At 43.5% G+C, this 22,326-nt stretch carries 20 protein-coding genes; 6 read left to right on the top strand and 14 right to left on the bottom strand.

The annotated features are described in order from the left end of the window. Positions 1 to 159: 159 nt before the first annotated feature. Together AACX38_RS18460 and AACX38_RS18455 are read left to right on the top strand one after the other, a co-directional pair. Positions 160 to 2,472: a TonB-dependent hemoglobin/transferrin/lactoferrin family receptor gene (locus AACX38_RS18460; protein ID WP_228863237.1), complete on the top strand. Its 2,313-nt coding sequence runs from the start codon at positions 160 to 162 to the stop codon at positions 2,470 to 2,472. 130 nt (positions 2,473 to 2,602) lie between these two features. Beyond that, a complete protein-coding gene (locus AACX38_RS18455; RefSeq protein ID WP_228863236.1) occupies positions 2,603 to 3,118 on the top strand; it encodes a sigma-70 family RNA polymerase sigma factor in 516 nt (171 codons plus the stop codon). Between the two features lie 88 nt (positions 3,119 to 3,206). Here AACX38_RS18455 and nqrM read toward each other — a convergent pair whose 3' ends face one another. The 8 genes from nqrM to AACX38_RS18415 form a co-directional block, all read right to left on the bottom strand. Then, positions 3,207 to 3,431, bottom strand: coding sequence for a (Na+)-NQR maturation NqrM (gene nqrM, locus AACX38_RS18450; RefSeq protein ID WP_092511537.1), 225 nt, complete (start codon positions 3,429 to 3,431; stop codon positions 3,207 to 3,209). 11 nt (positions 3,432 to 3,442) lie between these two features. Further along, the gene (locus AACX38_RS18445; protein WP_228863235.1) at positions 3,443 to 4,474 is read right to left on the bottom strand and encodes an FAD:protein FMN transferase; all 1,032 of its coding nucleotides are present in this window, start codon (positions 4,472 to 4,474) and stop codon (positions 3,443 to 3,445) included. A 124-nt stretch (positions 4,475 to 4,598) separates the two neighbouring features. Beyond that, positions 4,599 to 5,825, bottom strand: a complete 1,227-nt coding sequence (gene nqrF, locus AACX38_RS18440) for an NADH:ubiquinone reductase (Na(+)-transporting) subunit F (protein WP_099119888.1) — start codon at positions 5,823 to 5,825, stop codon at positions 4,599 to 4,601. 15 nt (positions 5,826 to 5,840) lie between these two features. Continuing rightward, positions 5,841 to 6,437, bottom strand: coding sequence for an NADH:ubiquinone reductase (Na(+)-transporting) subunit E (nqrE, locus tag AACX38_RS18435; RefSeq protein WP_099110774.1), 597 nt, complete (start codon positions 6,435 to 6,437; stop codon positions 5,841 to 5,843). Positions 6,438 to 6,445: 8 nt separating this feature from the next. Continuing rightward, positions 6,446 to 7,075: an NADH:ubiquinone reductase (Na(+)-transporting) subunit D gene (locus AACX38_RS18430; protein ID WP_099110775.1), complete on the bottom strand. Its 630-nt coding sequence runs from the start codon at positions 7,073 to 7,075 to the stop codon at positions 6,446 to 6,448. Continuing rightward, positions 7,068 to 7,862, bottom strand: a complete 795-nt coding sequence (locus AACX38_RS18425; protein WP_099119887.1) for a Na(+)-translocating NADH-quinone reductase subunit C — start codon at positions 7,860 to 7,862, stop codon at positions 7,068 to 7,070. The genes AACX38_RS18430 and AACX38_RS18425 overlap by 8 nt, the downstream gene beginning before the upstream one ends. Further along, positions 7,855 to 9,093, bottom strand: a complete 1,239-nt coding sequence (locus AACX38_RS18420) for an NADH:ubiquinone reductase (Na(+)-transporting) subunit B (RefSeq protein WP_099110777.1) — start codon at positions 9,091 to 9,093, stop codon at positions 7,855 to 7,857. Before AACX38_RS18420 ends, AACX38_RS18425 begins: the two co-directional genes overlap by 8 nt. Before the next feature lie 3 nt (positions 9,094 to 9,096). Continuing rightward, the gene (locus tag AACX38_RS18415) at positions 9,097 to 10,440 is read right to left on the bottom strand and encodes a Na(+)-translocating NADH-quinone reductase subunit A (RefSeq protein WP_228863234.1); all 1,344 of its coding nucleotides are present in this window, start codon (positions 10,438 to 10,440) and stop codon (positions 9,097 to 9,099) included. Between the two features lie 431 nt (positions 10,441 to 10,871). Between AACX38_RS18415 and AACX38_RS18410 the strand changes: the two genes are divergently transcribed. Then, positions 10,872 to 11,612 carry a L,D-transpeptidase family protein gene (locus tag AACX38_RS18410; RefSeq protein WP_228863233.1) on the top strand — a complete coding sequence of 247 codons (741 nt, stop codon included), beginning with the start codon at positions 10,872 to 10,874 and terminating at the stop codon, positions 11,610 to 11,612. Here the strand turns inward: AACX38_RS18410 and AACX38_RS18405 are convergent. Further along, positions 11,583 to 12,350: a class II glutamine amidotransferase gene (locus AACX38_RS18405; protein ID WP_099119883.1), complete on the bottom strand. Its 768-nt coding sequence runs from the start codon at positions 12,348 to 12,350 to the stop codon at positions 11,583 to 11,585. The two genes, AACX38_RS18410 and AACX38_RS18405, sit on opposite strands and share 30 nt — an antisense overlap. A 76-nt stretch (positions 12,351 to 12,426) precedes the next feature. Beyond that, a complete protein-coding gene (lpcA, locus tag AACX38_RS18400) occupies positions 12,427 to 13,008 on the bottom strand; it encodes a D-sedoheptulose 7-phosphate isomerase (RefSeq protein WP_099119882.1) in 582 nt (193 codons plus the stop codon). A 258-nt stretch (positions 13,009 to 13,266) separates the two neighbouring features. On the opposite strand from lpcA, the gene fadE reads away from it, so the two are divergent. After that, on the top strand, positions 13,267 to 15,708 hold the full coding sequence (gene fadE / locus AACX38_RS18395; protein WP_228863232.1) for an acyl-CoA dehydrogenase FadE: 2,442 nt from the start codon (positions 13,267 to 13,269) through the stop codon (positions 15,706 to 15,708). 61 nt (positions 15,709 to 15,769) lie between these two features. Here fadE and lysA read toward each other — a convergent pair whose 3' ends face one another. Then, positions 15,770 to 17,062, bottom strand: coding sequence for a diaminopimelate decarboxylase (gene lysA, locus AACX38_RS18390; protein ID WP_228863262.1), 1,293 nt, complete (start codon positions 17,060 to 17,062; stop codon positions 15,770 to 15,772). A 211-nt stretch (positions 17,063 to 17,273) separates the two neighbouring features. On the opposite strand from lysA, the gene AACX38_RS18385 reads away from it, so the two are divergent. Beyond that, complete coding sequence (locus AACX38_RS18385; protein ID WP_228863231.1) at positions 17,274 to 18,218, top strand: LysR family transcriptional regulator; 945 nt, start codon at positions 17,274 to 17,276, stop codon at positions 18,216 to 18,218. On the opposite strand, the gene AACX38_RS18380 is transcribed toward AACX38_RS18385, so the two are convergent. Then, entirely contained in the window at positions 18,201 to 19,115 is a 915-nt protein-coding gene (locus tag AACX38_RS18380; protein ID WP_228863230.1) for a LysR family transcriptional regulator, read from the bottom strand. The two genes, AACX38_RS18385 and AACX38_RS18380, sit on opposite strands and share 18 nt — an antisense overlap. 133 nt (positions 19,116 to 19,248) lie before the next feature. On the opposite strand from AACX38_RS18380, the gene AACX38_RS18375 reads away from it, so the two are divergent. Then, positions 19,249 to 20,148 carry an MBL fold metallo-hydrolase gene (locus AACX38_RS18375; protein WP_370630595.1) on the top strand — a complete coding sequence of 300 codons (900 nt, stop codon included), beginning with the start codon at positions 19,249 to 19,251 and terminating at the stop codon, positions 20,146 to 20,148. Positions 20,149 to 20,790: 642 nt separating this feature from the next. On the opposite strand, the gene AACX38_RS18370 is transcribed toward AACX38_RS18375, so the two are convergent. Together AACX38_RS18370 and AACX38_RS18365 are read right to left on the bottom strand one after the other, a co-directional pair. Continuing rightward, positions 20,791 to 21,594 (bottom strand): MBL fold metallo-hydrolase, encoded by an 804-nt coding sequence (locus AACX38_RS18370; protein WP_228863229.1) that lies wholly within the window; start codon positions 21,592 to 21,594, stop codon positions 20,791 to 20,793. Between the two features lie 64 nt (positions 21,595 to 21,658). After that, positions 21,659 to 22,198, bottom strand: coding sequence for a prepilin peptidase (locus AACX38_RS18365; RefSeq protein ID WP_228863228.1), 540 nt, complete (start codon positions 22,196 to 22,198; stop codon positions 21,659 to 21,661). Positions 22,199 to 22,326 lie beyond the last annotated feature (128 nt).

The following is a 22,326-nucleotide window of genomic DNA, read 5'->3' as shown; positions in this document are numbered from 1 at the left end:
TTGCAAATGGGTGTCCTGGCTTTCTATGCCATAACATCCATAAGCTCTTTGTCGTAAACCTTGCTGATAAAAATAATTCTCATTTTTATCTGCCCGATTTGCTCTCTTAGGTGACTTATAGCAATGCAATATTTCATACAGACATATTTCGGGAAATTTATGGCAAATAATAGTCAAAATTTAGGAAAACGCCCAATCGCAACTTTTATCCGAAAAATTTTAAACGGAACATTTTCTGGCACCCTGGTGCTGGGAACAGCATTTTCCAGCTCAGTTACAGCTGCTGAAAATCCTTCTGACCAAAAGCCAGAAAAGAAAAATGAGGTGATGCATCTATCAACGCTTTCTGTTCTGGGAAGCACTCGTAACAGTACCAGTGCGGGTAGCTCAGCACTCAAAAAGGAAGATATTGACAGGACTCAGGCGGATAATATTGCTGAGCTGCTCGGACAGCTTCCCGGGGTTTCGATGGCTGGTTCACCACGTCCCGGTGGGCAGACATTAAATATCTGGGGAATGGGAGAGCAAGAAGATGTCAAAGTGACACTGGATGATGCCCCAAAAGGGTTTGAAAAATACCGTCAGGGATCTATCTTCATTGAGCCGGAATTAATCAAACGCATTGATGTCGATAAAGGGCCGCACAATATTTTGAATGGTAATGGTGGATTTGGTGGCTCGATTAAAGTTGTGACTAAAGATGCCAATGACTTATTGCGCCCTGATGAAGATTGGGGTGGGTTTATTAAGCAAAGCTTCCATACCAATGACAGGCAGTGGATCAACAGCGCTGCATTATATGGCAGAGATCCGAATGGCTACGCGGATGGCTTGCTGTATTTCAGCAAACGTGATGGCCATAATATCAAGCGCCCCGATGGGACACGTTTTGAGTTTTCTCAAAACAATCAAACTTCCTATTTATTAAAAACCAATTTCTATCCTAATGACACGCATACTGTCAGCTTATCTGCTATGCGTTCGGAGTCAGATGGCTGGCAACCGTGGGCTGCTAAACGGGATAAAATGAATGTACCAACTGAAAGAGACATAGAAAAATATGGCTGGAATGATGCATGGCGAAAACTTTTGGTATTTCGAGATCAAATAGATCAAAACTATTCAGCTAAATGGAATATCGCACCAGAAGATAACCCTTGGTTAAATTTAACCATAACTTCAGCCTATTCAAATACCAGACAAAATGATCGACGCCCTGAGATAAAGGATGTAAAACCCACATCCGCATCACTTATGGGACAAAAAAGCTGGATTAAGTATACTGATACCATGGTTGATATCAGTAATAAAAGCGTATTCTCTACCAATCTTATAGAGCATGAATTATTAGTTGGTGCCCGCTGGCATAGAAATGATCGTGATGTCCTAATGTTTGATAAAAATAAAAAGAAAGATCCTACATTTAATTATGGCTATTATCAGCCCGGTTATATGCCAGCCGGAGTTCAGCAAACTTATAGCCTATTTACTCAGGACTCTCTGAAAATAGACAGCGTTACCGTAACACTAGGAGCTCGTTATGATCACATCAAAAACACCGGAGAAAAAAACAAAGCATCTGCTTATAACAATATGTCACCTGAAATTAATCATGACTACAGCAGCGTAACTTACGCAGGTTGGTCTCCCCATTTAGGTACAATATGGCAGGCACACAAAAACCTATCACTTTTTGCTGATGTCAGCCACACATGGCGTGCACCCGTTGTTGATGAGCAATATGAAGTGCAGGCGAGCGGCAGTCTTCCTGGTTCAAGCCGGAATCTTGATGTTGAGAGAATGACGGGTATCCGCCTCGGTGCAATTCTTGATTTCGATGATTTAATGCTTGAAGGTGACAGCCTGCAAATCCGTACCACTTTATTCCGCAACCGTGGCAAAAACGAAATTTTCAAAAGGCGTGGAATATACTGTAAAGCCCAGTTAGATGGTATTTCGTATACAAATTGTGAAAAACCACTTTCCAATTATCGAAATCTGCCGGGTTATACCATAGAAGGATTGGAAATAGAGACTTTCTATGATAGCAGGGTACTGTTCGGAAAATTTTCCTTTTCCACCATTCGCGGCCAACGTGATGCTTCCATGCGTGATCCGTGGATAGGGCATAAAACCTGGATTACTGAAATTCCTCCAAGATCTGCACATGCGATGCTCGGCATTAAAGTTCCACAGTGGCACATGGCAATGGGGTGGAAAGGTGAGTTTATTCGTAAACAAGACCGTTCAGTATCTGACCATGATCCAATGGCAACAGGTTGGGATCTGCCAAAAACCAAAGGCTATGCCCTGCACGGCCTGTTTGCAAGCTGGAAACCATCTTTTATACAAGGTCTTGAAGCTCGTATCACCGTCGATAACCTGTTCAATCGAGATTACTATCCATACTTAGGGGAAGCTGTTTCCGGCATTGGCCGCAACTATAAACTCAGCATTTCACAGCAGTTCTAACTAGTATTAAACCCTCATGCAATATACCCTCTTAATTTTTAAGAGGGTTATTAATACAATCTGCTATTGACTTCCATCAATAAATAAAAATAATAATCATTATCAAATTTATTCATTCAGGCAATATCACATGGCTGTGCAAAAAAGCACATTCGGACACAATGAAATAGCCCATCAGCTTTATAACGAATATCACGAATGGCTGCTGAGCTGGATCAAACAGAACTGTGCCAGTCTCAACCATGCGGAAGATCTCACCCATGATGTTTTTATCAAATTGATGCAATATCCGGATATGGCTGAGATCCGTTATCCCAAAGCGTTTTTAATTATCATCGCTCGCAGAACCATCGCTAATTATTACCGCCGGAAAAAGCTCGAAGAGAATTATTTGGACTATATCAGTACAGTGCCGAAAAACACGTCCTATCCAACAGAACATCAGCTTGTGCTACTGGAGCAGTTAGAAAAGATAGACAGCACTCTTGATAAGCTACCGATAAAAGTCAGGCAGGCATTTCTGCTGACTCAGCTGCAAGGGATGCGCTATAAAGAAGTAGCAGAAGATCTTGGGATATCCATGAGTTCGGTAAAAAGTTACTTACAACAGGCGCATAAAAGGTGTCACTCTCTTAATACACCATAAATATAAAGCCCACTGCTTTTTCTGGCAGCGGGCTATTTTTAACGACTTCAGATCCCATTTCTCAATTGATTTGAAAAACGAAAATACATCAAAGAATGCGGTTTTTCTCTAACTGAGCAAGGCGAGCAGCTTCTCTTGCTTCGCGCTTTTTACGGGCATCACAGGGTTCAGGGCAATCACAAACTTTCTCAACACCAATGCTTCCCAAACCGCCGCAACTTCCCTGAATGCTTTTGCGTTTAACAATATAACCTAACGCCATTCCCGCAAAGGCCAGCAGGAAAAAGATAAAGGCTGCGATAAAGACTTCCATAACCTTCCCTCTTATTTCTTCTGTTGTAAATAGTGCTTAAAGGCCGGGCTATAACGTTCTTCAAAACCATCTTTAGTTTTGACAATCATAAAGACCGGAATGTTCAGCTTCTCAGCCATTTCCATACCCTTTTCCGGCCCCAGAACATCTATCCCGGTAGAAAAACCATCAGCACTCATACAGCTCGGAGCAATAACAGTGATTGAAACCAGATTGTGTGCGATGGGTCGGCCTGTTTTAGGGTTAATCGTGTGTGAATAACGCACGCCATTCTGTTCAAAGTAGTTACGATAATCACCCGATGTTGCTACAGCCATATTACCCGGTGCAATAATTTCCTGAGCACTTTGCGTCATTCCGCTATCGGAGGGTTTTTCAATCGCAATTCGCCAAGGTGTCCCTTTTCCATTATTACCGGATGTGCGGACTTCACCACCAATATCAACCATGTAATTACCGATATTCTGAGAAGCCAGATATTCTGCGACGACATCAACGCCATAGCCTTTGGCAATGGAAGAAAGATCAACATACAACTCAGGAATGGATTTAATCAGGCTATTACCTTCAACAGATAGATTATCGATGCCAATCCATGCGCGACGTGTTGCCAGCTCGTCCTCTGTTGGTGTCTTCGTTACGCGCCCTTCCGGCCCGAAACCCCACAAATTCACTAATGGCCCGACAGTGACATCCAGCGCACCATCCGTCAGCTTATTAATGCGGATGGCTTCTTTAACAACCTTAGCGGTGGCTGCCGATACCGGAAAAGGCATATTCACTTCACGGCTTTGATTAAAACGACTCAATTCAGAATTTGGTCGGTAAGTGGACATCTGGTCGTTTACTTCCTCCAGTAAACGATCAATCTCTTTTTGCATATTTTCCGGAGAGGGGACTGATGAATCAGCAACATATTTGACGGAGTAATAAGTCCCCATCGTTTGCCCACTCAGATTCTGCTGTTCAGGGCCACCACATGCTGACAACAGCATAGCCGCCAGTAGCATTACACCCCAGTTGATAATTTTTTTATTCAACATAACTTACTCTTTCTGAATCGTCAGCGCCCACAAAATGTGGGCGCTTATCGTTAAATCAAAGTGTTATATACCCGCACAATTTACTGCCGTTGTGGGGATATATATCATGGCCTGATTCAAATCATCAGCCACCGAAATCATCCAACAGGATGTTTTCATCTTCTACACCAAGATCTTTCAGCATCTTAATGACTGCTGCGTTCATCACCGGAGGCCCACACATATAGAACTCACAATCTTCCGGTGCCGGATGGTCTTTCAGATAGTTTTCATACAGGACATTGTGAATAAAGCCTGTGTAACCATCCCAGTTATCTTCCGGCAGCGCATCAGACAATGCTACATGCCATGTGAAGTTTTCATTCTCTGCCGCTAACTGGTCAAAATCTTCGGTATAGAACATTTCGCGCTTAGAACGAGCACCGTACCAGAAAGTAATCTTACGCTTGGAGCTCAGTCTTCTCAGCTGATCAAAGATATGCGAACGCATTGGTGCCATACCTGCACCACCACCGATAAAGACCATCTCTGCATCAGTATCTTTCGCGAAGAATTCACCGAATGGGCCGGAAATAGTAACTTTATCACCCGCTTTCAGTGACCAGATATAGGAAGACATGATACCCGGTGTCACGTCAGGATTTCTTGGCGGCGGTGTTGCAATACGCACGTTCAGCATAATTACGCCGTGTTCTTCCGGATAGTTCGCCATAGAATAGGCACGAACAGTTGGTTCAGTCACTTCAGAAACATAGCGGAACAGGTTAAATTTATCCCAGTCCTCGCGGTATTCATCCGGTACATCAAAATCAGAATAACGGGCAACATGTGGCGGACATTCAATCTGAATGTAACCACCCGCGCGGAATGGTACAACTTCCCCATCAGGAATTTTCAGTTTTAATTCCTTAATGAAAGTCGCTTTATTATCGTTAGAGATAACTTCACATTCCCACTTTTTAACGCCGAATATTTCTTCCGGCAATTCAATTTTCAGGTCCTGCTTAACATTAACCTGACATGCCAGACGGCAGCCTTCTTTCGCTTCGCGCTTGTTAATGTGAGACAGTTCGGTAGGCAGGATGTCACCGCCACCGTCCTTGATTTTTACACGGCACTGACCACAAGAACCGCCGCCGCCACAAGCAGAGGAAACAAAAATCCCCTGATTAGCCAGCATACCCAATAACTTGTCACCGGCAGGAGCAGTAAAACTTTTATCCTCATCGCCGTTGACTTCAACTTTAATATCCCCGGTGTTCACCAGCTTCGATTTTGCGAACAAAATCATTGCTGTCAGTGCCAACACAATCAGGGTAAACATTACTACGCCTAGAATGATTATATCCATGAATTCTTCCCGCCTTTAGAGCTGCACGCCGGAGAAGGACATAAAGCCCAATGCCATCAGCCCGGTGGTAATAAAGGTGATCCCCAGTCCTTTCAAACCTGCCGGAACATCCGCATATTTCATTTTTTCACGGATTGCGGCCATCAGAACAATTGCCAGCATCCAGCCCATACCTGAACCGAAACCATATACGATGGATTCGCTGAAGTTATAGTCGCGCTGGGCCATGAAAGAAACACCACCAAAAATCGCACAGTTTACCGTAATCAACGGCAGGAAAATCCCCAATGCGTTGTAAAGGGCGGGAACGTAGCGGTCAAGGATCATTTCCAGTATCTGTACCAGTGCGGCAATCACACCGATAAAGGTAATGAAGTTCAGGAAGCTCAGGTCAACGCCATCAATCAGGGCACCATCACGGAGTACCAGATTGTAAACAAGGTTGTTGGCAGGAACCGAAATTCCCAGAACAACCGTTACGGCAACGCCCAAACCAAAAGCGGTTTTTACGTTTTTGGATACCGCCAGAAAAGTACACATACCGAGAAAGAAGGATAACGCCATATTCTCGATAAAGACGGCACGGACAAACAAACTAATATAATGTTCCATGTTGCCTGTTACTCCTTATCAACCTGCTCAGGCTTCAGAGTCCGCAGACCCCAAATCAGCATACCAATGATGAAGAATGCACTTGGTGCCAGCAGGAACAAGCCATTAGGCTGATACCAACCGCCATTCTTGATGGATTCCATCACTGTAATGCCCAACAGTTTTCCTGAGCCAAACAGCTCGCGCAAAAAACCCACCAGCAACAGAATAACACCGTAGCCCAAGCCGTTACCGATACCATCCATAAAGCTTTCCACCGGTGGTGCTTTCATAGCATAGGCTTCTGCGCGGCCCATTACGATACAGTTAGTGATGATAAGGCCAACAAACACAGATAACTGTTTTGAGATTTCATAGGCATACGCCTGTAAAATCTGGTCTACCACAATAACCAGCGATGCGATAATCGCCATCTGTACGATGATTCGCACACTGCCAGGAATGTAGTTACGAATCAATGAAATAAAGAAGTTAGAGAATGCTGTTACCAGTGTTACAGCAATCGTCATTACCAGCGCAGTTTCCAGTTTGGTTGTTACAGCCAATGCTGAACATACCCCCAGAACCTGCAATGCTATCGGGTTATTATCAAACAACGGCCCAAGCAGGACGCGTTTTATCTCTTTGCTATCAGCCATCTTTCAGGGCTCCCTCGCGTACTTTTTTCAGGAACGGACCAAAACCGTTATCACCCAACCAGAAATCAAACATATGCTGAACACCGTTGGAAGTCAGAGTCGCTCCGGATAAACCATCTACACCGTAAGGATTATCACCGGCTCCACCACGAACGATCTTAATCGCCGGAGCACCTTCCGGGTTATACAGTTTTTTACCAACCCATTGCTTACGCCATTGTGGATTATCAACTTCACCACCCAGACCCGGCGTTTCGCCGTGAGAATAGTAAGTAATGCCGCGAGATGTTACGCCATCCACATCAATAGAAATAAACGCATACATCATTGACCACAAACCTGAACCGTAGATTGGCAATACCAGCTCAGTTGTTTTTCCGTGATCATCTTTTACCAGATAGATTTCTGCCATATCAGCGCGACGACGGATTTTTGCCAAATCCTGTTTCGATGACAAAGCGATACTGGTTTCATCACTGCGCAGAGCGTTATTCAGGTCAAACTTACCATCACTTTTTTCAAGTGCTGCCGTTTTCAAATTAAGCAATTCAGGTTGAATACGACTGTCATACACTTCTTTAATTTCTGCTGTTGTCATGTCTGGCTTGAGCAAACCGGCAACATCCAGAATATTGCGCTGCTTATCCAGCAGTTTCTGTTCCTGCTGCTGCGCTTTCAAACCTACGGCTGAACCAGCAACGACAATCGAACATACAAGGCACAGCACAAAAACAACGAGAAACGTTCTGCCGATGCTGTCATTATTTTTTGGTTTATCATTAGCCACGGGCTTTTCTCCGCTTAATATTGGCCTGCACGACCAGATAATCGAACAGTGGCGCGAACAGGTTAGCGAACAGAATCGCCAACATCATCCCTTCTGGGTAAGCTGGATTCACAACCCGGATCAGAATACACATGACCCCGATCAGAATACCGTATGCCCACTTACCTTTATCCGTAAATGCAGCAGATACCGGGTCTGTAGCCATAAAGATCATGCCAAATGCGAAACCACCCAGAACCATGTGCCAGTACCAAGGCATAGCAAACATCGGGTTAGTATCTGAACCAATTGCATTGAACAGATAGGACATGGCAATCATACCGACCATGACACCAGCAACGATGCGCCATGAAGCGATACGGGAAAACAGAATAATGGCACCACCGATGAAAATCATCAGAGTGGAAACTTCACCCACTGAACCCGGGATGTTACCAAGGAAAGCATCCATCCATGTTACAGGCTGTCCTGAAATGGTGTTCATCAGAGCATGCTGGCCTGCATTCGCCCACTGAGAGAGCGGAGTCGCACCGGAAAAGCCGTCAGCCGCAGTCCAGACCAGATCACCTGAGATTTGCGCAGGGTAAGCAAAGAACAGGAAAGCACGGCCTGCCAGCGCTGGGTTAAGGAAGTTACGCCCGGTTCCGCCAAAGATTTCTTTTGCGACAACAATACCAAACGTAATACCCAGTGCCGCCTGCCATAATGGCAGCGTTGGCGGAACAATCAGTGCGAACAGAATCGAGCTGACAAAAAAGCCTTCGTTGATTTCATGTTTACGGATAATGGAAAATAAAACTTCCCAAAAACCCCCAACAACAAAAACAACCGCATAAATTGGCAGGAAATAGGTTGCGCCCAACAGCATTTTGCTGCCCCACCCTGCATCCGGTGTCAGTGATGCACCAAGATACTGAGCCAGCATATAATGCCAGTCTGAAGACAGAACCTGCTGTAATGCCTCTCCGCTGTATAGATGGGTCAGGGCTGGTATCGCCTGATTCCCGACGTTATACATTCCCCAGAACATCGCCGGAAAAACAGACATCCATACCAGAATCATCATACGCTTGAGATCGATGGCATCACGGACGTGAGTTTTCCCTTTTGTCACCGTGCCCGGCGTGTAAAAGACGGTGCTCACTGCCTCATAGAGAGGATAATATTTTTCCAGCTTGCCACCGGCCTCAAAGTGATGTTCTACTTTTTCAAAATAATTTTTCAGGCCCATGAATTACCCTTCCTGCTCAATCTTAGTTAGCACTTCACGCAGTACCGGACCATACTCATATTTACCCGGGCAAACATAAGTACACAGTGCCAAATCTTCTTCATCTAACTCCAGACAACCCAGAGCCTGAGAACCATCAGTGTCCCCAGCCAGCAGATCACGAAGCAAGTGAGTAGCCATGATATCCAGTGGCATTACTCGCTCGTAGTTGCCGATTGGCACCATGGAGCGATCTCCGCCATTTGTGGAAGTTGAGAAAGCAAACCGCTTCTTTTTCAGGAAATGACCGATGGTGGTGCGGGTAATGGAGAATTTATTTGTACCGGGAGCTATCCAGCCAAATAATTCTTTCTCACGGCCTTCAGACAGAACAGAGACCAGAGTGTGGAAACGGCCCAGATAATGATGAGCTTCATCTGATTTAGCGCCACACAGTACTGAACCGGAAATAATACGGTTTTCACCCTCTTTCAACTGCCCGTGAGTCACTTCCAGCAAGTCAGCACCCAGACGGGAACGAACCAGACGCGGTGTTTTAACCTGCGGCCCCGCCAGAGAAATGACGCGATCAGTATACAATTCACCGGTTGTGAATAGCTTACCGATAGCAATAACATCCTGATATCCAAGATGCCATACTGCTTTCTGAGCACTGACCGGTTCAATGAAATGAATATGTGTTCCAACCAATCCAGCGGGATGCGGCCCGGTAAACTGACTGTAAGTAATTTGAGGATTGTTCCCCGATGCCGGAATTTTCCCCGCGCCGTGGCAAACGTGGATTTTTCCTTCTGTCAGTTTTGACAGAACATTCAGACCATCAACAAAAGCCTCTTCTTGTGTTGCAATAACAACGGACGGATCAGCCGCCAGTGGCTGAGTATCAATTGCCGTAACAAAGATTGCCTTTGGTGTGGAGCCTGGAGCAGGAGAACGACTGAAAGGACGTGTACGTAATGCCGTCCACATTCCTGATGAAAGCAGGTTTTTTTCTACCTGTTCACGGGTCAGCCCTGCAAGTTCTGTACGCTCATAACGATCAAACGTTATTTGTTCGTCACCATTAACCTCAATCACAACAGATTGCAGTACACGGCGCTCTCCACGTCCAATGGTTACAACTTTCCCACTTGCGGGACTGGTAAATACTACCCCTGGATTCTTTTTATCTTCAAAAAGAATTTGCCCTTTTTTAACATGCTCACCTTCCTTAACCAGCATAGAAGGACGCATTCCAACATATTCTTCGCCTAATAAGGCGACATGGCGAATTGTCGGACCATCTTCTATAACTTGGGCAGGCGCTCCTGCTATCGGGAGGTCGAGTCCTTTTTTAATTTTAATCATAAGATTTGCACAAGTTTATCAGTTAAATCATATGCTACAGATCACCCAGTGGTATTTCCGCGGGGTGATGCAGCGACTTCAGTAATAAAAAACAGCTTGAGCGGCATATATCTCAAGTTATTCATGCCGATAATCGTTACAATATTCTCTTAAGTTTCGCCGGCAACGATTCTAACATTTCCCCCAAACGCTGTCTGACTAATCGAGTGATTTAGCTCAAGCAAATAAGAATAATTTCTCTGCTGAACCGTTAACTACTCGATAAAGCCGAGCACAATCATCACTTTTCCCTACTACGGAGGACTTTTTAACCAGACTGTCTTTTTATGGGTACAAAATATCGTTGTTATATTTACTCAGCATATTGCCACGACATGATAACCTCAATCGCAGGATGTCATTAAGTTATTACCTTCTTAGGTGGTTATATTATGAAAAAAAGTATTCTTTATTTTTCGCTGAGCTGGTTTCTCGTTAGTGTATCAGCATTTACTCAGGCTCAGGGCTTATTATCAGGCAGTAAACAATTAAGTGAAAAATCACCATTAAAACAGCTCGGCTCTGATGTCTTCATTCAAATATTCAAAGAAGAAAAAATACTTGAACTCTACACCAAAAACAGCACAGGCCATTATCAATTAATCCGGCAATATCCTATCTGTAATTACTCCGGAGGGCTTGGCCCTAAGACCCTGAAAGGGGACTTAAAAAGCCCGGAAGGTTTTTACCACGTCAGCCTTAAACAGTTAAAACCCGACAGCAGCTACTACCGAGCCATTAATATAGGCTTTCCCAATCAATTCGATAAATACCGGGGGTATTCCGGCAAGAATTTAATGATCCATGGTGCATGTAAATCTATTGGCTGCTATGCCATGACCAATCTTTATATGGATGAAATATACCGATATGCAGAAAGTGCGCTTCATCGTGGACAACGAGAAATTAAAATTGACATTTACCCCTTCAGGATGACGTCATCAAATATGAAACGCCATCACAATAACGTCAATTACCCATTTTGGAAACAGTTGCAGCCTGCTTATGAATATTTCGTTCAACATAGCACACCTGCAACTGTTAAAGTCATCAGAGGACAATATGTTTTAAATCAGGTAGCTCAACCAGATAGCCAAACTCCGTCAGACTATGCGTTCACCAAGGTGAAATAATGCATAACTTCCCGGTTCAATTTTATGCCACTCTTCGTTATGCGTTAAAGGTAAAGTTGCAATCACGGATACCACATCATCAGGCTGCGTATGTTCCTGAAAATCAATTTCAATATCCTGATCAAGCAATTTTGCTTTACCGAAAGGAGAACGGCGGGTAATCCAGTGCAATTGTGTCGAGCAATAAGCCAGCATAAATCGCCCGTCAGATAGCAGCATATTGAACACACCTTTTTCCCGAAGTTCATCTGCCAGTGATGCGATGAAACGGAATACCGCTGGCCAGTTGGAAGGCCGTTTAGGATATTTCACCGATAACTGATGCAGTATCCAGCAAAATGCCCATTCACTGTCAGTTTCACCAACCGGACGATAGTTTCCCGTTTTCAGGTTACGATGCCCTTTCAATTGACCATTATGGGCATAAGTCCAGTATCTTCCCCATAATTCACGGGTAAACGGATGAGTATTCACAAGGGATACATTGCCGCGGTTAGCCTGACGAATATGGGCAATAATAGCCTCTGATTTAATCGGATAGCCCTGAATAAAACGGGCAACAGGAGAATGATAACAGGGCTGGTGATCTTTGAAGGTTCGATACCCAAGACCTTCATAGAAAGTAATTCCCCAGCCGTCCCTGTGAGGGCCTGTATTCCCGCCTCGCTGGATAAGACCGCTCAAACTGAAAATGATATCCGTTGGCACATTGGCACTCATGCCAAGTAATTCACACATTGCCTACCTCTAACCTGAACCTGATACCTGTTAACGCTGATTTCTGTTAACACTGGTTTCTATTAACACGCTGCAATCAGGCTTTTACCATCTCTTTTTCAATTAACTGAATCAAAATATGGATTACTTTGATATGAATTTCCTGAATACGATCCGCGTAACCGAAATGAGGCACACGAATTTCAACATCCGCTGTTCCGGCCATTTTGCCGCCATCTTTGCCGGTCAGGGTGATCACCTTCATCCCTTTCGCACGGGCAGCTTCAATTGCCTTAATAATATTACCGGAATTACCTGAGGTTGAGATTCCGAGCAGAACATCACCTTGCTGGCCAACAGCTTCGATATAGCGGGAAAACACATAATCATAGCCAAAATCATTACTCACGCAGGACAGATGGCTGGGATCAGAAATAGCGATACCAGGGTATCCCGGACGGTTTTCACGATAACGGCCTGTCAACTCTTCCGCAAAATGCATGGCATCACAATGTGAACCACCATTGCCGCAAGAAAGTACTTTTCCTCCCGCCTTGAATGAATCTGCCAACAAAACCGCCGCTTTTTGAATGGCATCAATATTGGCATTATCGTTGAGAAAGTTGGTCAGTGTCTCTACGGCTTCAGATAATTCACTGCGGATCAGATCTTGATACATGGGGCTCATACTCCTGAAAGGAAAGGTCTTCGGGATTAATAACAACAGCTATTCAGTGTAACGGATTCCCCCTCCTGAAAGAAGATTTCATTACACCCTGACGAAACTATCACAGCAAAAACAGCAATCACTTTGTGAGCTAGATTGTAATTAAGATGTAAATATATTGATAAAAGCCTTTTCCTCATCTAAAAAAGAAGAACATCACAACAGGTCAGACCTCTGACAACTCAACCTGAGATTTACAGGAGTTTTACTATGACCGTCCTCAGTATCATCTTATTTTTAGCCTTAATTGGCGGGCTTTGTTACCGCAAAGTCAGCCTGACTGTTAGCAGCCTGCTGCTTATTGCCTATACATTCATTATGGGTGTTACCGGCTTATGGAGCTACTGGCTACTGCTGCCACTCGCTATTATCCTGTTCCCTCTTGTTTTCACCCCGACCCGAATCTCTTTATTCTCCGCTCCCGGCCTGAAAGCATTCCGTAAAGTTATGCCAAGCATGTCCAGAACAGAGAAAGAAGCTATTGATGCAGGTACAACATGGTGGGAAGGTGATTTGTTCCGTGGCAATCCTGACTGGAAAAAATTGCACAATTACCCTAAACCGCAACTCACTGCTGAAGAACAGGCATTCATTGATGGCCCTGTGGAAGAAGCCTGCCGTATGGCAAATGATTTCCAAATCAGCCACGAATTAGCTGACTTGCCTCCGGAGCTGTGGGCTTACCTGAAAGAGCATCGCTTCTTTGCGATGATCATCAAGAAAGAATATGGCGGTCTGGAATTCTCAGCTTACGCCCAATCACAAGTGCTGCAAAAACTGTCTGGTGTCTCCGGTATTCTGGCGATCACTGTCGGCGTACCTAACTCATTAGGTCCGGGTGAATTATTGCAGCACTATGGTACCGATGAGCAGAAAAAACATTACCTGCCCGGTCTTGCCCGTGGTGAAGAAATTCCCTGTTTTGCTCTGACCAGCCCGGAAGCCGGTTCTGATGCAGGTGCAATTCCGGATACTGGTGTCGTCTGTATGGGCGAATGGCAAGGTGAACAAGTTCTTGGTATGCGCCTGAACTGGAATAAACGCTATATCACTCTTGCACCTATCGCGACTGTACTGGGGCTGGCATTCAAATTGTATGACCCGGACCATTTACTGGGTGAGACAGAATCTCTGGGCATTACCTGTGCTCTTATCCCAACCAATACCCCGGGTGTTGAAATCGGTCATCGCCACTTCCCACTGAATATTCCATTCCAGAACGGACCAACCCGTGGTCAGGATATTTTCGTTCCTATCGATTACATTATTGGTGGGCCGAAAATGGCTGGGCAAGGCTGGCGTATGCTGGTTGAATGTCTGTCAGTTGGCCGTGGTATCACTCTGCCGTCCAACGCAACTGGCGGGCTGAAAAGTATCGCTATGGCTATTGGTGCTTACTCCTACATTCGCCGTCAGTTCAAACTGCCTATCGGTAAAATGGAAGGTATTGAAGAACCTCTGGCCCGTATTGCCGGTAACTCTTATCTGATGGATGCAGCAGCAACGATGATCACAAACGGCATTATGATGGGTGAAAAACCTGCTGTTCTGTCGGCTATCGTGAAATATCACTGTACCCACAGAGGTCAGCGTGCAGTCATTGATGCAATGGATATCGCTGGTGGTAAAGGTATCTGCCTTGGCCCATCTAACTTTTTGGCCCGTTCTTATCAGGGCGCACCTATCGCCATCACTGTAGAAGGTGCGAATATCCTGACCCGTAGCATGATTATCTTTGGTCAGGGCGCCATTCGCTGCCATCCTTATGTACTGGCTGAAATAGCTGCGGCTGAGAAAAATGATGTCAAAGCATTTGATAAAGCGCTGTTTGGTCACCTCGGGCATGTTGCCAGCAATACCCTGCGTAGCCTCTGGTTAGGTATTACTAATGGCAGAACGAGTAGCACACCTGTTAATGATGGAACCCGCCGTTACTATCAGCTCATCAATCGCCTGAGTGCCAACCTTGCCCTGATGTCTGATGTTTCCATGGGAGTGTTGGGTGGCAGCCTGAAACGCCGTGAACGCATCTCAGCCCGTCTGGGTGATATTCTGAGCCAAATCTTCCTGGCAAGTGCCACTTTAAAACGCTATGAAGATGAAGGGCGCCAGAAAGAAGACTTACCATTAGTACAATGGGCGGTAGAAGATGCTCTGTATCAGGCGGAACTGGCTCTGCATGACTTACTGCGTAACTTCCCTAACCGTCTGGTGGCTGGTTTAATGCGAGGAATTGTCTTCCCTCTGGGTCGTTCACGCACTGCTCCAGCGGATAAACTGGATCACAAACTGGCTCAGATATTACAGACTCCTTCTGCAACCCGTGATCGGATTGGTCGTGGTCAGTATCTGACACCAAGCGAGCATAATCCTCATGGATTACTGGAAGAAGCCCTGCATGACGTTATTGCTGCAGAGCCTATTCATGCCCGCCTGAGCCGTGAAGCAGGCAAAAATCTGGGCTTTACACGTCTGGATCAGTTAGCTGAAAAAGCATTATCTGATAATAAGATCACCAAAGAAGAAGCTGATATTCTGAAACGAGCGGAAGCCAGCAGACTGCGTTCAATCAATGTTGATGAATTTGAAGCAGACGCACTCTCTGTACCTAATGCAACAAAAAAAGCGAATAAGCAAATCAAAGCGGCTTAATGCTGATACAAGTGATAAGTAAATAGTAAACAAAGCGGGGCACATCACAGCCCCGTTTTTTTTACACTTCTTCCAGTGATAACAATTCCTGTATTGTCTGTCGACGACGAATTAAATGAGGCTGTCCCTCAACAAGCAATATTTCCGGAATCAAAGGGCGGCTATTATAGTTTGAAGACATCGATGCACCATAAGCACCGGTATCATGAAAAATCAGATAATCACCAACAGAAATATCAGGCAACATACGCGGGATGACCTCCCCTCCTTCCAGCTGGGTAAAAACATCACCCGATTCACATAATGGCCCTGCCACTAGTGTTTCTCTCAAGCCAGAACCACTGCTGTATTTCCCAATATCACTATGCTTTCCGTCACGATTATCAGGCAAAACAGAAATATGGTGATAGCTGCCATACATCGCTGGGCGCATCAAATCATTAAAACCGGCATCCGCCAGCACATAATGACGGTTTCCCATTGACTTTACCGCTCTCACTTCTGCCATCAAAACCCCGGCTTCAGCAACCAGAAAACGACCAGGCTCAATCTCCAGCTTAATATGATGTCCCAAGTGCTGCTCTATACGCTGGCAGGCTTCATGCCATAAATTGTAATAATGGCAAGTATCCACGGCTTCCTCACCGTTTTTATAGGGAATGGATAATCCTCCGCCTGCTGAAATTGCCTGAATATCTACTCCACACGATACAACCTGTTCCACCATCGCATTACAAACATTAGCCAGATGCTGGTAGTCAACACCAGAACCAATATGCATATGCAAACCAACCAGATGCAGGTTGTATTGATGAATTTTCTCAAGAGCTAAAGGCAAATCCTGAAACCAGATCCCATGTTTGCTATTTTCACCACCCGTATTGGTCTTCTGGCTATGACCATGCCCGAATCCGGGGTTAATTCTCAGCCAAACCGGATGTGCTGGCTGACGCTGACCAATCTGTTCCAGCATATCAATGGAACCGGCATTGACAGGAATATCTAGCTCAATGACACGCTCCAGTGTCTCTTCATCAATAAGATCGGCGGTGAATACAATCTCAGATTTATCACGTCCGGGCTGAAACCCGGCATGAAGAGCTCGTTCAATTTCGCCCAGTGATACCGAATCCACTTTAATACCCTGTTCCCTCATCAAGCGTAGGATATGGGTATTAGAACAGGCTTTCTGTGCAAAACGGATAACATCAAACTGCTTTAGCTTCCCAATTTGTCTGCTAATAATATCGCTGTCATAAACCCATAATGGCGTTCCGTAAACCGCGGGCAAAGCAAGAAGGTTTTCTGGCGTAAAATTATTGCCTGAATTATCAGTACCTGAATTAACAGTCATAGTGGGTATTGTCATTGAAGCATTCTCACAAAATCAGCAGATACTTCATTATTGTCAGCAAAAAGGCGGGAAGAAAAATATCTATTTTGCTAAAGACTATTCATTTCTGATATTGTTTTGCTTTATTTTTAAACACGTCGTTGTATGGTACACACTAACAGACTATTTTCTTCGTGAAACAGTCTCGAAGTGAAGTCTAAAGGAGAGCACTATGCACGCCTGCTCATGGCGACATATAGAGATTTTTCATGCCGTAATGACCACAAGGAACCTGACTGATGCGGCGGTTTTACTGAAAACCTCACAGCCAACAGTAAGCCGTGAGTTGGCGCGCTTAGAACATCTGTTGAAATTTAAACTGTTTGACCGGATCAAAGGGCGTTTATTCCCGACCGCGCAAGGGCTGAGGTTATTTGAAGAAGTCCAGCGATCCTATTATGGGCTGGAAAGGATTCTCAATGCAGCGGACAGTATTCGCCAATTTGAGTATGCGCAACTATCTATCGCCTGTTTGCCGGTATTCTCACAATCTTTATTACCCTCAGTCTGCCGCAGTTTCATTCAATCCTATCCTGATGCACAACTGACCATCATTCCACAGGAGTCTCCACTACTGGAAGAGTGGCTTTCGGCACAACGCCACGATATCGGTTTAACCGAACATATGCAGACACCTGCCGGAACTGAACGTGAAACTTTACTGACATTGAATGAAGTCTGCGTTCTGCCGGAGAGCCATCCACTTGCACAAAAACCACAGCTGACACCAGAAGATTTTCATGATCAGCCCTTTATCAGCCTTTCTATTACTGACAGCTACAGAAAGCTTATCGATGCGATATTTAACGAACATCAGGTTTCACGCAGGATGATTATGGAAACCCACAGTGCATCATCAGTATGTGCTATGGTCAGTGAAGATATCGGAGTATCGATTGTCAATCCTCTGACCGCTCTCGATTATCTGAATAAAAAAGCACAGCATAAAAATACGGGGTTCTGTATACGGCCGTTCAGTATAGAAATTCCTTTTATCGTTAGCTTAATTAAGCCGCTCCATCGCCCATCTTCCGAGCCGGTTGAAATATTTATTAGCCATTTAAAACAACAGGCTAAGCTATTCCCTCAGAAATTAGCATCAGCTTTTCAACGTTAATTGCTGCCAGTGAGAGGATGAATCAAACCACTCCACCAGAAAATCCAATAAGGCCCGTAAGGTAGCGGGCATATTTTGACGGCTGACATAAATACCGTAAATCCCCATCGTCTGAGGCTGATAATCAGGTAATAACTCAATTAATTGCCCTGATTTTAAATAGGGTGAGACGGAATAATAAGGCTGCATAGAAATACCCGCTCCTTGTAAAGCCGCTTCCATCAGAACCGTTGATTCATTAGCACTTAACGTGCCGCTGACAGGAACCGAATATTGTTCATCCTGTTTTTCAAATAACCATAAATTTTTGTCAAAAAGGTTATAAGTCAGGCAATTATGTATCGCCAAATCATCGGGTTTCTGGGGAAGCCTTTTTCCGGCTAAATAAGAAGGAGCGGCACAAATAACAGAACGGCAAGTCGATAGCGGACGGGCGATTAAATTCAGTCCCAGATTATTAGTAATACGAATGGCTAAATCAATACGCTCTTCAACCAACTTAGTCGCTTTATTACTGATTTCCAGACTAACCCCAATTTGCGGATACTTGCGCATAAATTCGGGGATAGCCACAGACAGTGCACTCATTCCCAGTGCCTGACAACAGCTTACTCTCAACTGCCCTTTCAGAGTTTTAGCTTCTGTCGATTGTTGAACCGGCATTGCTTCCGCCAGTTCTATCAGCTTAAGGCTTCGCTGATAAGCCTGTTCTCCCGCTGATGTCAGGCTGATTTGGCGAGTTGTACGATGTAAAAGACGAATTTCTGACCATCGTTCCATTTCAGACAAATAACGTGACACCATTGCCCGTGACATATCAAGCCGTTCTGCCGCTGCACTCAAACTACCCTGTTCAACAATTGTGACAAAAACCTGTGCTGCTGTGATCCTGTCCATCTATTTTTCTGTATCCCCACGCTGATTCGATTGATTTATGCAACAAACAGTTGCCAATTATGGGATTTTTCAATCGGTGTATGCAATCTATTATAGGCGCCATTCAAGCAGATAAGCATTTAGGAATTCGATGATGGCTAACAAGACTACAGTACATAAAACAATATTAAATACCGCACTGGTCACAGCATTCTCATTAGGAATGGGGACATTCGCTCAGGCCGCTGAACTTAAAATGGATATTTACAATCCGGGTGAAGAAAGCATTTTTCCTGTCTCTTCTGAAGTTATCAGTGGTGAACATGAAGTTGTGCTGATTGATGCACAGTTCAGAAAAAGCGATGCTCAGGAACTGGTCAAAATGATCCAGAAGACGGGGAAAAAACTGACGACGATCTACATCAGCCAATCTGATCCAGATTATTACTTTGGCCTTGATGTGATCACTGAAGCTTTCCCTGAAGCCAAAGTGATCGCTTCGCCAGAAACGATTAAAGCTATCAATGAAACCAAAGATGGCAAGCTGGCGTACTGGGGTGGCGTTCTGCAAGATCAGGCCCCGAAAAAAATTATTGTCCCTGAGCCATTGAAAGGAAATACTTTCACTGTAGACGGTGAAAAATTGATTGTTGAAGGTTTGAATGGCCCGGCAGCAGATCGTACTTTCGTATGGGTTCCTAAATTAAAAGCTGTTGTTGGTGGTGTTACTGTATCTGAAAATATTCATGTATGGATTGCGGACACTCAGACTAAATCATCTCGTCAGAACTGGATGCAAACATTAGACCAAATTAAAAACCTGCAACCTGAAACTGTGGTGCCAGGTCATTATATCGGTCATACAGCCATGACACTGGAGTCAGTGAATTTTACTCAAAATTACCTGGCTACACTGGAGAAAGAATTACCAAAAGCAAAAGATTCCACAGCATTAATCTCAGTTATGAAAAAACATTATCCAAACCTTGCGGAAGAATCCAGCCTTGAGTTAAGTGCAAAAGTTCTGAAAGGCGAAATGGCGTGGCCTCAATAAATTAAAATTATCATGGGTGTTACGAATAGTAGCACCCATATTTTATTCAAATAGTCATTCCCCGAAAAAAACACCATAACAAAAAATAAAATTATCATTTCAAAAATCTCTTTAATACTTTATATTTAAATACGAACAAAACTTATAATAAAAATATAAAAAACAAATCCACCAATTAAACACAAACAATTCCTAAATTAAGTGACATTTGTCATTATTTTATTTTTATAACTCATTAATAAACTGAAGTTGTGACCAATGAGCCATACTGCAATAAATCAACTTGAATAAAAAACCCACTTTATTTAGATTTGGTTTCAACGGAGAGATAAGCAAGCCAACCTAAGATAATTAGATGCTTCTAACGTCTAGGTTATGTAAGGTAGGCAGCTTAAGGCCAACTAGATGCTTCCAACGTCTAGCGCAAGCAGGATGAATAGCCTAAACCAGCTAGATGCTTCCAACGTCTAGCGTATACAGGAGCTACCCAGCCTACTAGATGCTTTTAACATCTATTGTATGCAGAAAGTAGCCCAATACATTAGATGCTTTTAACATCTACCATGTAATTAATGTGTACTATAGGCTCTAATCCTGCTCTCTCCCATATTTTCAATTCTTACATTCATTTCCCAATTAATACTAACCAAGTTCAATAGATTGCCCAGTAGAAAGATTCTTCGCATTCGGTAACCATAACCTTCCCCATCTACCACTACAGTGACAAGCATAAATATGCTGTATATTTTCTTTTTTAATATATCGCCTGATACGCAATAGCTTCAAGGGAGAAGCATAACGTAAATGTAAACCGCCAATAATGGCATAGACCTTATCGATACCCGTTATAGATTTACAAAATTCAACCATATCGATAACACCACGATGCCCGCAGCCAATAAAAATAATTAATCCGTGTCGAGATTTATAAATTAAAGCTCCTTCATCTTTGACAAAATCAGGAGAGTAATTCTCACCTGCAATCACACCATAACTTTTACTTTCTTCTTTTTTAATCTCACCTGAATAAATAAAGCTATCATTAATGTGAGTTTCATCTTTTGAAAAAAAAGTGTCGAAATTGGCATAATTAACCTGTCTGGATAATTTTTTAAATTTCATAGCATTATTTTTCGTTATTAACCAACCATAATATCTTTCGTTTTTCACCTCCGGATGACAAATAACTTTAGCGTTCGTAGAAAAAAAAGGTAGACCTCCACAGTGGTCAAAATGACCATGAGAAACAATAACTGTAGAAATCTTCGATAAATCTATATTTAATTTCTTTGCGTTATCGATAAAACTGCCATCTGGGCCGGTATCAAAAAGAATTGTATTTTCTTGATCCTGAATTAATAAGCTTAACCCCTGCTTATTGATTAAGCTTCCTTTGTAGGGTGCAAAAACCTGATTTTCTAATAATGCTGTTATTTTTAGTGTCATAGTACACTCTTTTAAGCTGTAATATTTCTATCGTTTTCTGACTATATACAATATGCTGAGTTATCTAAACTTGAGCTAGCTCGATAATATTAATCCCAGATAGATAAAAAAACATCAAAAGTATGGCAGAAAAACAAAGATAAGGCCCAAAAGCAATAAACCCTGGATAACTTCTCCTTTTCAGCCAGATAATCGCAAACCCTAACAGTCCGGAGATTGAAGACAGAAGCATCAACACAGGGATCATCTCTATACCAATCCATGCTCCTATTGCAGCAGCCAGCTTTAAATCACCATAGCCAACCCCCTCTTTCTTAAAAATACACCGACATAACCAATATAATACCCACAAAAATAAATACCCTGATATGGCGCCATATATCGCACTCTTGATCGGAATTAAATTATCACCGCTATTAAACACCAATCCGAACCATAATAAAGGCTGAGTGAAAACATCTGGTAACTGATAAGTCTTTATATCAATAATGGCTAAGAAAACTAAAGTAATGCAAAAAAACGAAATTATTATATCATTCAGATTAACTGGATTATTGAACCACTGATTTTTTCCATCCACGAAAATGCTCAATACTTCTTCCATAAATAACATCCCTGTAATGATATCCCTTATTTATTTCCTGACGTTAATCAGAACACGGTGAATATTAAATTTTCCCACAGGTCATTAGCAATGAAAAATCTATTAAAACTGCCATTATGAAATAAATA

It is taken from the genome of Xenorhabdus sp. PB30.3 (assembly GCF_963895965.1).
Classification (GTDB): domain Bacteria; phylum Pseudomonadota; class Gammaproteobacteria; order Enterobacterales; family Enterobacteriaceae; genus Xenorhabdus; species Xenorhabdus stockiae.
The sequence above is the reverse complement of the archived record's forward strand: the minus strand, read 5'-3'. Positions and strand labels throughout refer to the sequence as shown.